The sequence below is a fragment of the Mycobacteriales bacterium genome, assembly GCA_036497565.1.
Lineage (GTDB): Bacteria > Actinomycetota > Actinomycetes > Mycobacteriales > QHCD01 > DASXJE01.
The window spans coordinates 1-11052 of the sequence record DASXJE010000256.1 but is presented as its reverse complement, the minus strand read 5'-3'; the positions used below and the strand labels follow the sequence as shown (position 1 = coordinate 11052).

At 71.0% G+C, this 11052-nt stretch carries 11 protein-coding genes; 6 read left to right on the top strand and 5 right to left on the bottom strand.

The genetic code is table 11. The features are described 5' to 3' along the window. The 3 genes from VGH85_20290 to VGH85_20280 form a co-directional block, all read left to right on the top strand. Positions 1-207 (top strand): alpha-ketoglutarate-dependent dioxygenase AlkB (locus tag VGH85_20290; protein ID HEY2176152.1); only part of this gene is annotated, 207 nt, incomplete at its 5' end. A 324-nt stretch (positions 208-531) separates the two neighbouring features. Next, the gene (locus VGH85_20285) at positions 532-1284 is read left to right on the top strand and encodes a FadR/GntR family transcriptional regulator (protein HEY2176151.1); all 753 of its coding nucleotides are present in this window, start codon (positions 532-534) and stop codon (positions 1282-1284) included. A gap of 15 nt (positions 1285-1299) precedes the next feature. Continuing rightward, a complete protein-coding gene (locus tag VGH85_20280; GenBank protein ID HEY2176150.1) occupies positions 1300-3462 on the top strand; it encodes an alpha-galactosidase in 2163 nt (720 codons plus the stop codon). A gap of 15 nt (positions 3463-3477) precedes the next feature. Here VGH85_20280 and VGH85_20275 read toward each other — a convergent pair whose 3' ends face one another. The 3 genes from VGH85_20275 to VGH85_20265 are packed head-to-tail and all read right to left on the bottom strand — an operon-like array spanning position 3478 to position 5511. Beyond that, the gene (locus VGH85_20275; protein HEY2176149.1) at positions 3478-4101 is read right to left on the bottom strand and encodes a maleylpyruvate isomerase family mycothiol-dependent enzyme; all 624 of its coding nucleotides are present in this window, start codon (positions 4099-4101) and stop codon (positions 3478-3480) included. Further along, positions 4101-4571, bottom strand: coding sequence for a nitroreductase family deazaflavin-dependent oxidoreductase (locus VGH85_20270; GenBank protein ID HEY2176148.1), 471 nt, complete (start codon positions 4569-4571; stop codon positions 4101-4103). Before VGH85_20270 ends, VGH85_20275 begins: the two co-directional genes overlap by 1 nt. A 25-nt stretch (positions 4572-4596) precedes the next feature. Beyond that, positions 4597-5511, bottom strand: a complete 915-nt coding sequence (locus VGH85_20265) for an aldose 1-epimerase family protein (protein HEY2176147.1) — start codon at positions 5509-5511, stop codon at positions 4597-4599. A 57-nt stretch (positions 5512-5568) separates the two neighbouring features. Here VGH85_20265 and VGH85_20260 point away from each other — a divergent pair, with 57 nt between their 5' ends. After that, positions 5569-6240, top strand: a complete 672-nt coding sequence (locus VGH85_20260) for a UdgX family uracil-DNA binding protein (protein HEY2176146.1) — start codon at positions 5569-5571, stop codon at positions 6238-6240. Here the strand turns inward: VGH85_20260 and VGH85_20255 are convergent. Continuing rightward, complete coding sequence (locus VGH85_20255) at positions 6237-7514, bottom strand: MFS transporter (GenBank protein HEY2176145.1); 1278 nt, start codon at positions 7512-7514, stop codon at positions 6237-6239. The two genes, VGH85_20260 and VGH85_20255, sit on opposite strands and share 4 nt — an antisense overlap. Before the next feature lie 10 nt (positions 7515-7524). After that, positions 7525-8223 (bottom strand): pyridoxamine 5'-phosphate oxidase, encoded by a 699-nt coding sequence (pdxH, locus tag VGH85_20250; protein ID HEY2176144.1) that lies wholly within the window; start codon positions 8221-8223, stop codon positions 7525-7527. A gap of 161 nt (positions 8224-8384) precedes the next feature. Between pdxH and VGH85_20245 the strand changes: the two genes are divergently transcribed. Continuing rightward, positions 8385-9488, top strand: coding sequence for a citrate synthase 2 (locus VGH85_20245; protein HEY2176143.1), 1104 nt, complete (start codon positions 8385-8387; stop codon positions 9486-9488). Between the two features lie 309 nt (positions 9489-9797). After that, a complete protein-coding gene (gene serC / locus VGH85_20240; protein ID HEY2176142.1) occupies positions 9798-10931 on the top strand; it encodes a phosphoserine transaminase in 1134 nt (377 codons plus the stop codon). The last annotated feature ends 121 nt before the right edge of the window (positions 10932-11052 follow it).

Below are 11052 nucleotides of genomic sequence, written 5' to 3'. Positions count from 1 at the left end.
TGCCGCTTCCGGTTCGGCAACACGACCAACCGCAGCAAGCCCTACACCGACGTTGAATTGGCCTCCGGTGATCTGTTCGTCTTCGGCGGGCCGTCCCGCATGGCCTTCCACGGCGTACCGAAGGTCTATCCAGGCACCGCCGATCCGGAGTCGGGGCTGCCCACCGGGCGGCTCAACCTCACACTGCGGGTCACCGGCCTGACCTGACCCAGCCCGCCGCCTCGGGCGGCTGACATCGGACGCGCTACTCGCCGACCCGCACCCAAGTCGACGGATCTCCGTGCCCGCGCCGTAGAACCGGCAACATCGGACGCGCTACTCGCAAAATGAGGCCGAAAATGCGAGTACAGCGTCCTACGTCGATGGATCGCCGCCGTACCAACGCCGACCCGGCTCCCGACACAGCCACCCGCGCCCTGATCACATCTCGGCGAGGTCACCCCTTCCCGAGACATCGGGTGTTCTGACAGCATGCTCGTTGTGCGCGACGGTGCCGGCGCGCATGTGGTGCTGCCCAGAGCGGAGGTGGACATGGCCGGAACGACCCTGACCGAGCAGGGGATCCGAAAGATCCGAGGCTTGATCGAGGACGGGGAGCTCCGACCGGGATCCCGGCTCCCTCCGGAGGGCGACCTGGCGACCCTGATCGGGACGTCGCGCAACACCGCGCGGGAGGCCGTGAGCGCGCTCGCCAACGCCCGGGTGCTCGACGTACGTCGTGGCGACGGCACCTACGTCACCAGCCTGAGCCCCCGGCTGCTGCTGGAGGGCTTCGGGCTCGCGATCGACCTGCTGCAGGAAGACCGGATCCTGGAGATCCTCGAGGTACGCCGTGTGCTCGAGCCGGTCGCGACCGGTCTGGCCGCACAGCGGGTGTCCGACGAGATGCTGACGCGGCTGCGCAACTGCCTCGACCGGATGCGCGAGTGCGCCCACGACAGCGACGACCTGGTGAGTCACGACGCGGAGTTCCACGCCCTCGTCGCCGAGGCGGCGGGGAATCAGACGCTCGCGTCGATGCTCGACGGCCTGTCCCGGCGCACCATCCGGGCCCGTGCCTGGCGCGGCGCGGTGCAGGCCGGCTCGGCGGAAATGACCATCGAACAGCACACGGCCATCCTGGCCGCGCTCGAGGGTCGCGACCAGGCGCTGGCCGAGGCCACCGCGCTGATCCACGTCGCGACGAGCCAGGAGTGGTTCGCCCAGATGAGTGCCTCGCGCACGACCGATGGCACGCCCACGACCAATGGCACACCCACGACCGATGGCTCACCCACGACCTGAGAGGGAAGACGTTTCATGGACGACGGATCAGCCGAACTCGCCCTGGACGACCGGAGCGGCGGGATCGGCCGCGACGGGCTGATTTCCTGGACGGCCGGCGGCGTATCGCTGCTGCTGTCGGCGCCGCCGGACGCGCCGGTCGCACTGGTGGGGCTGCGCGCGGGAGAGACGCCGCAGTGGTCGGAGGCCGCTGTCGAGAAGGCTCCCCCGTTGGTCGAGCTCAGCTTCGACGCCGCGGGCCGATCGGGCTCCAGTCCGGCCGCGCAGCACCGCGAGTACACCGGGTCGCGGGCCCTGCGCTACCACCGCCACGCATTGGGCGACGATGGCGAAAGCCTCGAGGTCATCCAGCGCGACCCGGTGACCGGTCTCGAGGTGACAACGCGGTTCGAGCATCTGGCCGGCGCGCAGGCGCTGCGCACGTCGACCACGCTGGAGAACCTCGGCGGCTACACGGTGCGCGTCCAGTACGTCTCGACGCTCACGTTGACCGGGTTCGTCGAGCCGCCGGCCCGCGCGTTTCCGGACGCCCTCCGGCTGCACTACGCGCGCAACGCCTGGACGGCCGAATTCCGCTGGCAGGACGTGAGCCTGGAGCAGGCCGGGATCGTGGAGATCGCCGGCCCCGGTGGCCGCGGCTCGTCCAGGGGGCGGTTCGCGATCCAGAGCACGGGCACCTGGTCGACCGGTGACTACCTGCCGGTCGGCGCGATCGACAACGTCGAGACCGGCGAGACGTGGGCCTGGCAGATCGAGCACAACGGCGGATGGCAGTGGCAGGCCCTCGACCGGGCCGGCGACGTCTACGTCGGGCTGAGCGGGCCGACCGACACCGAGCATCAGTGGTCGGCCGAGTTGCGGCCCGGCGACCGTTTCACCACCGTGCCCGCGGCGATCGCCGTCACCACCGGCGGTTTCGCGGCCGGGCTCGCGGAGCTCAACCGCTACCGCCGCGCGATGCGCCGCCCCAACGACGACAACCGCACGCTGCCGGTCATCTTCAACGACTACATGAACTGCCTGAACGGCGACCCGACCACCGAGAAGCTGCTGCCGCTCATCGAGACCGCGAGCCGGCTCGGCAGCGAATACTTCGTCATCGACGCCGGCTGGTACGCCGACGGCCCCGGATGGTGGGACACGGTCGGGGCGTGGGAGCCGTCGACCAGGCGGTTCCCCGACGGCGGGTTGCGCGCGGTCACCGACCGGATCCACGCCGCCGGCATGCGCCCTGGTGTGTGGGTGGAGCCGGAGGTCGTCGGCGTCGACAGCCCGATCGCCGACACCCTCCCCGCCGACGCGTTCTTCCAGCGCGACGGGCAGCGCATCGTCGAGAGCGGCCGTTACCAACTCGACTACCGCCACCCCGCGGTGATCGAGCGCATGGACCAGGTGGTCGACCGGCTCGTCGCCGACTTCGGCCTTGGCTACTTCAAGTTCGACTACAACATCAACCCCGGCCTGGGCACCGACGTCGGCGGCGGCGATCGGGGTCAGGCACTGCTCGACCACAACCGCGCGTACAGCCGATGGCTGGACGGCATCTTCGCCCGGCATCCCGGCCTCGTCATCGAGAACTGCTCCTCGGGCGGGATGCGCGTCGACTACAGCCAACTGAGCCGGATGTCCATCCAGTCGACGACCGACCAGACCGACCCGCTGCACTTCGTCCCGATCGCGGCGGCGGCGCCCTCGGCGCTCACCCCGGAACAGGCCGCCAACTGGGCCTACCCGCAGCCGGACTGGTCCGACGACGTCAACGCCCTCACGATGGTCAACGCGATGCTCGGCCGGATCCACCTCAGCGGCCGGGTCGATCTGCTCGACGCGGGCCAGCTGTCCCTGGTGTCCGACGCGATCGGCGTCTACAAGGAGATCCGGTCGCAGCTGCCGCAGAGCGACCCGTTCTGGCCGCTCGGTCTGCCCGGCTGGTACGACGCCTGGTGCAGCCTCGGTCTGCGTACTCAGGACGAGGACCTGATCGCGGTGTGGCGCCGCGGTGGCGAGCAGACGACGCGGCTCCCGCTGCCCCAGCTCCGGGGCCGGGCGGTGACCACCGAGGTGCTGTATCCGCGGGGCAGCAAGGCCCGGGCCTACTGGGATCAGGGCGAAGGCACGCTCGACGTCACACTGCCGGACGCACCGAGCGCGTGCCTGCTCCGGGTACGCGACGCCTGACCGCGCGGATCTGCGCTACGACAGCTTCTGACGTTCGGCCAGGACAGTTACGCCGTCGCCGGTCAGCTCACCAAGTCCGACCGGGCGACCGGTCATCGCCAGGACCAGCGCGAGCATCGGCCCGGAGACCGGAGCGCCGTCCCCGGCCGACCAGTCGGTGTCGGTGGCGGTCAGCGCGAGGGCCTTGGTGCGCTGCTTGCCCCGGATCGGGGCGCCGGCCTTCCGGTAGTTGTCGGCGACGACGGTGAGGTGTTCGGTGGCGTAGGTACCGGGCGTGCCGAGCGCCCGGCGCACGTCCTCGCCGTGGACGATGATCTCGCCGAGCAGCGCCGTACCCGGACGCGTCCGGGTCGCCACCAGCGACTCGAGCGCCGAGACGAACTCGTCCGGGGTGCGGTCAACCTCGCGGCTGATGGCCTTCGCGTTCATCGTGTCGAAGGACATCCCGGCGCCGATCATCGCGCGGAGGAATTTCGGTGGGGTGCTCTTCGCGCCCGCGATCAGGTGCGCGACGACATCCTTGACCCGCCACCCCTCCACGAGCGACGGCTTGTCCCAGTCGGCCGGGGTGAGGGTCCGCAGATAGTCGACGAAGTCGGACCGCTCTTCGTGCAGCATCGGCCACACCTCGGCACCCATCAGGAAGCCTTCGGGTGCGTCGGCGCCGGGTCGACCCGGAAGACCGGATGGTCGGGGCCGATCTTCAGGAGTTCGCCGTCCGAGGAGTCGGGCCCGACCCCGCCGAAGAAGACTCCGACCTCCGCCTTCCACCGGCGCAGGTAGGCGCGCAGGATGGGCGGCTTCTCCGCGTCCGGAATCTCCACCGCGGTGAACTGCTCGGTGTGCCGGCCGAGCCGCAACCCACCCTCACCGGAGACCCGGATGTTGCGCACCCACTGCGTCGTACCGCGCGGAGCCACGAGGTAGCGCACCGTGTCCAAGGTCAGCAGGTTCACCGGCGTCTCACGCACCTGCCCGCTCTTGCGGCCGCGCACCTGCAGCACGCGGGAGCCCAGCACGCTGACACCGGCCCGGGTCAGCCCCGCGACCATCGGATTGAAGACGTGCCGGGTGAACCAGCCGGGCTTGGCGTAGTGCGGTTCGCTCATGTGATCATCGTGCCAGGAGTGCGGCTCAGCCCGGGTTGATTCCCCACGCGCCGCGCCATTCCTCACCCGGTGCGAGCACCACCAGCCCGTCGCCGGAGTTGAACGCATCGGGGGCGCAGGTCATCGGCTCGACCGCCAACGCGTCGGCGCGGCCGTCGAACTTGTCGCCGGTGAAGGCCTGTACGAAGCCGAACGACTCATCCATCCACACCTCGACGGAGCGACGCTCGCTCACCGACAGCCGCACCCGCGCCAAACCGTCCTCGCCGCGGCGCAGATCGCCGAATCCGGTGTCCAGCCGCAGCGGGCCGAGGCGGCGGCCGTCGCGCAGGTCGTACGCCGTCCCGTCGACGGCCTCCGCGCCCACCGGGATCTGGTGGTCGTCGACGAGCAGCCGGCGGTCGGCGGGCACCTGCAGCCAGACGTCGTCGAACGCGGCCCCAGCGAGGTCGAGGTAGGGATGCACACCGAGCCCGAACGGCGCGGGCAGATCGCCGAGATTGGTCGCGGTGTGGTCGGCACGCAGGCCGTCCGGGCCGACGGTCCACCGCACCGTCACGACGACCTCGAAAGGGTAGCCGGTCTGCGGTGGCACGTCGTGCGCCAGGGTGACCGAGTCGCTGCGCTCGTCGACGGTGGTCCACCGGGCCCACCGCGCCAGTCCGTGGATCGCGTTACCGGCGTCGGGCTCGGTCAACGCGAGGTGATGATCCGCGCCGGCGAACCGGTAGCGGCCGCCGCCGATGCGGTTGGGCCACGGGGCGAGCACCGACCCCGCGCACTTCGGCGCCATCATCGACTCGCCGTAGCCGGCGACGACGACCTGGCCCTCGACGTCGTAGCGCCGTATGCCGCCGCCGACCTCGACAGCGACGGCACGGTGATCGCCGGCCACGATCGGATGCTGGCGCCCGGAGGGCGGACGGTGGTCCTCGGTCACGCGTACACCGTAGCCTCACCGGCAGGCATTCCGGCGAGGAGCGATGACCCCAAAGAGATGAGCCAGCATCCGCAGTCCGAACACCCGACGACCCACCCGGCCGACGTCCCCGACGGCGCGGGACTCGACGAGCTGCGCGCCGCGGCCCGCGAGTGCCACGGCTGCCCGCTGTGGGAGCCGGCGACCCAGACCGTTTTCGGGAGCGGCTCGGCCGCCGCGCGGATGCTGTTCGTCGGCGAGCAGCCCGGCGACGTCGAGGACCGGCGCGGGCAACCGTTCGTCGGTCCGGCGGGGCGGTTGTTCGACGACGCACTGGTCGACGCCGGGATCGACCGGTCACTGACCTACGTCACCAACGCGGTGAAACATTTCCACTTCCGGCCGACCCCGAAGCGTCGCCTGCACCAGACCCCGACCGTTGAGCACGTGACGGCATGCCGTCCGTGGCTCGACGCGGAGCTGGCCGTCGTCGCTCCGGAGGTGGTGGTGTGTCTCGGGGCGACCGCGGCCCGCGCGCTGCTCGGCCAGGACTTCCGCATCACGCGTCAGCGGGGCACCCTGATGCCCTTCGAGGGCCCGTCGGCTGCGGAGGAGGCCGGTGTGCACTCGGCGTGGATCCTGGCGACGACCCACCCGTCGGCGGTACTGCGTACTCCCGACGAGGAACGGCAGAAGGCCTACGACGCCCTCGTCCACGACCTCACGGTGGCGGCCGGCGCGCTGGCCTAGTCGGCGTCGATGTCGACGGTGGCGACGTCCGGTGGGTGGCGGGCGTCGTACTTGAGGAGCGCCGGGACGAGCGCGGCGACGAGAACCACGAGGACCACGCACAACAGTCCGCCCACGACCGAGGTCATGCCCGCGGACATGAACGAGGCGAACCCGCCGGCCCGCAGGTCGCCGAGTCGGGGACCGCCGGCGACGACCACGATGAAGACGCCCTGCAGCCGACCGCGCATCTCATCGGGCGCGTCGGTCTGCAGCATCGAGGACCGGAATACCGCACTGACCATGTCGCCGGCTCCCGCGACGGCGAGGCAGAGCACCGCGAGCGGGAGCGACCGGGCCAGGCCGAATGCGGTGATTGACAGACCCCACACCAGCACGGCACCGACGATCGCCACGCCCTGCCGGTTGATGCGACTGAGCCAGCCGCCGGAGAGCGCCGCGGCCAACGCCCCGATCGCGCTTGCGGCGTAGAGCCAGCCGAGCGCGTCGGCGCCGCCGAACGTCGTCGTGGCCAACTGCGGGAAGAGGGCGCGCGGCCAGCCGAACACCATCGCGATGATGTCGACGAGGAAGGTGGTGAGCAGCACCGGCCGGGAGGCGAGAAACCGGAAACCTTCGGCGACCGAGGCGACCCCGGCGCGGCGTATGGTCTCCGGCCGCAGCGGTGGCAGCCGCAGGATCGTGTAGAGCGCGACCAGGAAGGTCGCGGAGTCGACGAAGTAGCCCCAGGGCAGGCCGCCGGCGGCGATGAGTACGCCGGCGAGCAGCGGTCCGATGATGACGCCGGCGTTGAAGACCACCTGGTTGAGCGCGTTGGCGGCCGGCACCTGCGCGGCCGGTACCAGCCGCGGGATCACAGTGCTGCGGGCCGGCGAGTTCACCGCGAACAACGCCGACTGCACGCCGACGAGGGTCCACAGCACCGGCAGCGAACCTGGCCCGGCGAGCAACGCCTGTCCCCACAGCGCGAGGCTGGTCAGGGCCAGCCCGGTGCCGGTGATGAGCAGAAGGGTGCGGCGGTCCATCGCGTCGGCGATCGCGCCGCCGAAGAGCCCGAAGACGATGAGCGGCAGCAACGCGACGATGCTGGTCAGCCCGACATCGAGCGAACTGTGCGTGACGGCGTAGACCTGCACGGGTACGGCGACGACCGTCATCTGACTGCCGATGACGGTGACGGTCTGGCCGAGCCAGAGACGGCGGAAGGCCGGCACGGACAGCGGCCTGGTGTCGACCGCGATTCCGCGTACCCGGGAGGCGAGGTTCAGGCTCATCCTGGGCCGGTCATGGAGCGAGTCGCTCGATCGTCCAGGAGCCGTCCGCGGCGTCGTCGGTACGACGGAACCGCAGCCGGTCGTGCAGCCGATCCTCGCGGCCCTGCCAGAACTCGACCGAGGATGGGCGGATGCGGTAGCCGCCCCAGAAGTCGGGCAGCGGCACCGTGGCGTCGTCGGGGTAGCGGGCGGCGAGCCGGTCGCGTTCGGCCTCCAGCGCGCCCCGGTCGGCAACGACCCGCGACTGCTCGCTGATGCTGGCCGCGATCTGCGAACCGTGCGGGCGGGAGTGGAAGTAGTGCTCGGACTCGTCGCGGCCGACCCGCTCGACCTCCCCGTCGACGATCACCTGGCGCTCCATCGCGTACCACGGGAAGACGCAGGAGAGCCGGGGATTGGCGGCAAGCTGCCGCCCCTTGCGGGAGTCGTAGTTGGTGAAGAAGACCAGGCCGCGCTCGTCGTACCCCTTGAGCAGGACGGTGCGCACACTCGGTCGGCCGTCCGGGGTGGCGGTGGCGACGACCATCGCGGTCGGCTCGGGGAAGGCGTCGCTGTCGACCGCCTCGGCCAGCCAGGCACGGAACTGGCTGTGCCAGTCCGGTAGCAGATCGGACTCGTGCAGGGCCCGGGACCGGTAGGACCGGCGCATGGCCGCCACCCGGGTTGCGAGGTCGGCAGGATCCGGCCGGTCGCCCGCGTCCCCGCTCACATCGCCTCCTCTTCCGCCCGGCATCCTCGCATAGCGCCGAGACGGGTTAGCCATGCCCCGGGTGGGGATACCGTCGAGTAGCCCCCCACCGCGCGGCCGCCCGCGGGTCGGGCAACAATGATCCGCGGCAAGATCCCCCGACCACGATCGGAGCACGCTCGATGCCGGACTTCACCCCGGGGCTCGAAGGCGTCGTCGCGTTCGAGACCGAGATCGCCGAGCCGGACAAGGACGGCGGCGCACTGCGTTACCGCGGGGTCGACATCGAGGACCTCGTCGGACAAGTGACCTTCGGAAACGTCTGGGCGCTGCTCGTCGACGGCCGCTTCGGGCCCGGGCTGCCGCCGGCCGAGCCGTTCCCGCTCCCGGTGCACACCGGCGACGTACGGGTCGACGTGCAGGCCGCGCTCGCCATGGTCTCGCCGATCTGGGGCTACAAGCCGCTGCTGGACATCTCCGACGACGAGGCCCGCGACAACCTGGCCCGGTCGGCGGTCATGGCGCTGTCCTACGTCGCCCAGTCCGCGCGCGGGATCGGCGTACCGGCGGTACCGCAGTCCCGCATCGACCGGTCGGAGACCATCGTCGAGCGGTTCATGGTGCGCTGGCGCGGTGAACCCGACCCGAAGCATGTCGCGGCCGTCGACGCCTACTGGACGTCAGCCGCAGAACACGGGCTCAACGCCTCGACCTTCACCGCCCGGGTGATCGCCTCCACCGGGGCCGACGTGGCGGCGTCGATGTCCGGCGCGATCGGCGCGATGTCGGGGCCGCTGCACGGCGGCGCCCCCGCGCGGGTGTTGCCGATGATCGAGCAGGTCGAGCGCAGCGGCGACGCCGGCCGGGTGGTCACCGAGATCCTCGACCGACACGACCGGCTGATGGGCTTCGGGCACCGCGTCTACCGCGCCGAGGACCCGCGGGCCCGAGTGCTGCGCCGGGTATGCAAGGAGCTGAACTCACCGCGCTACGACGCCGCCGAGGCGCTCGAGCAGGCGGCCCTGGCCGAACTCCGGGAGCGACGCCCCGACCGGCCGATCGAGACCAACGTGGAGTTCTGGGCCGCGGTCATCCTCGACTTCGCCGAGGTGCCGCCGCACATGATGCCGGCGATGTTCACCTGCGCGCGTACGGCGGGATGGAGCGCCCACATCCTCGAGCAGAAGCGGGCCAACAAACTGGTGCGGCCCTCCGCGCGCTACGTCGGCCCCAGCCCGCGCAAGCCCGAGGACGTCGAAGGCTTCGACGAGATCACCACCATCTGACGCGTCGCCCCGGCTCCTCCGCCGACCCGTGGACAAAACCCACTACTAGTGGGTTTTGGGCTGCCGGCGCGGCGTGTCGCCGTACACAACCCACTAGTAGTGGGTTTTGTCCAGGCACCCCGGCGGTCGCAGCGCCGCTCGGCCCTCGCAACCCCTTGACCAAAACGCACTCGGAGTGCGTTTTGGGCTGCTGGTACGGCGTGTCGCGGACCAAAGCGCACTAGGAGTGCGTTTTGGTCGGGCGCGGGAACGGCCCGAAGCCCGCAGGGGCGGGGACGACGCTCTCCCGACGACTGGGACACTGGACCGGTGACGAACACCGACCGGGCACTGCTCATCCCCGACCATCTCAAGCCCACCGACGGCCGCTTCGGCAGCGGCCCGTCGAAGGTCCGGCCGGAGGCCCTGGCCGCCCTCGCCCGCGACGGCGCCACCACCATGGGTACGTCGCACCGGCAGAAGCCGGTGAAGGATCTGGTACGCCGCGTCCGGTCCGGTCTCCGGGAGCTGTTCGACCTGCCCGACGGCTACGAGGTCGTCCTCGGACTCGGCGGGGCGACCGCGTTCTGGGACATCGCCGCCTTCGGGCTGGTGCGCGACCGGATCCAGCACCTGTCCTTCGGCGAGTTCTCGTCGAAGTTCGCCTCCGTCACCAAGGGTGCGCCGTTCCTCGGCGACCCGACCGTGCTGACCGCCGAGCCCGGCTCGCGACCCGAGCCGGTCGCCGAAGCCGGTGTCGACGCCTACGCGTGGCCGCACAACGAGACCTCCACCGGCGTGATGGCGCCGGTACGCCGGGTCGAAGGCGCCGACCCGGATTCGCTGGTGCTCATCGATGCGACCTCCGGGGCGGGCGGATTGCCGGTGTCGATCGTCGACGCCGACGTCTACTTCTTCGCCCCGCAGAAGTGCTTCGCGTCCGACGGCGGGCTGTGGCTGGCGCTGTTCTCCCCCGCCGCGCTGGCCCGGGTGGGCGAGATCGCGGCCGGATCACGCTGGGTCCCGCCGTTCTACGACCTGCCGACCGCGATCGACAACTCGCTCAAGGACCAGACCTACAACACGCCGGCGGTGGCCACGCTGTGGCTGCTCGCCGACCAGCTCGACTGGATGAACGGCAACGGCGGGCTCGACTGGGCGGTCGGGCGCAGCGCGGACTCCGCGCGCCGGCTCTACACCTGGGCGGACAAGACGGCGTACGCCGAGCCGTTCGTCACCAACCCGCTGCACCGCTCCGCCGTCGTCGGCACGATCGACTTCGCCGACACGGTCGACGCGGCCGCCGTCGCCGCCGAACTGCGCCGCAACGGCATCGTCGACACCGAGCCCTACCGCAAGCTCGGACGCAACCAGCTCCGCATCGCGATGTTCCCCGCCATCGATCCCGACGACGTCGCCACCCTCACCCACGCCATCGACTACCTCGCCGAAGCGCTGCGCTGACGCCCGCGCTCAGATCCGGCTCAGCGTCACCGAGAGCCCGACGGCAGCGATCATCGTCGACATCATCATCCACGTCTGAGCTCGCAGTCGTCGATCGACGGACGCACTGAGGTTGGCCATC

Bases quoted from the DNA above. Each gene is read 5' to 3' on its own strand.
- VGH85_20270 (HEY2176148.1), bottom strand. From the start codon at position 4,571: ATGAGCGAACCGCACTACGCCAAGCCCGGCTGGTTCACCCGGCACGTC.
- VGH85_20275 (HEY2176149.1), bottom strand. From the start codon at position 4,101: ATGGGTGCCGAGGTGTGGCCGATGCTGCACGAAGAGCGGTCCGACTTC.
- VGH85_20245 (HEY2176143.1), top strand. From the start codon at position 8,385: ATGCCGGACTTCACCCCGGGGCTCGAAGGCGTCGTCGCGTTCGAGACC.
- VGH85_20285 (HEY2176151.1), top strand. From the start codon at position 532: ATGGCCGGAACGACCCTGACCGAGCAGGGGATCCGAAAGATCCGAGGC.
- VGH85_20280 (HEY2176150.1), top strand. From the start codon at position 1,300: ATGGACGACGGATCAGCCGAACTCGCCCTGGACGACCGGAGCGGCGGG.
- VGH85_20255 (HEY2176145.1), bottom strand. From the start codon at position 7,514: ATGAGCCTGAACCTCGCCTCCCGGGTACGCGGAATCGCGGTCGACACC.
- VGH85_20260 (HEY2176146.1), top strand. From the start codon at position 5,569: ATGAGCCAGCATCCGCAGTCCGAACACCCGACGACCCACCCGGCCGAC.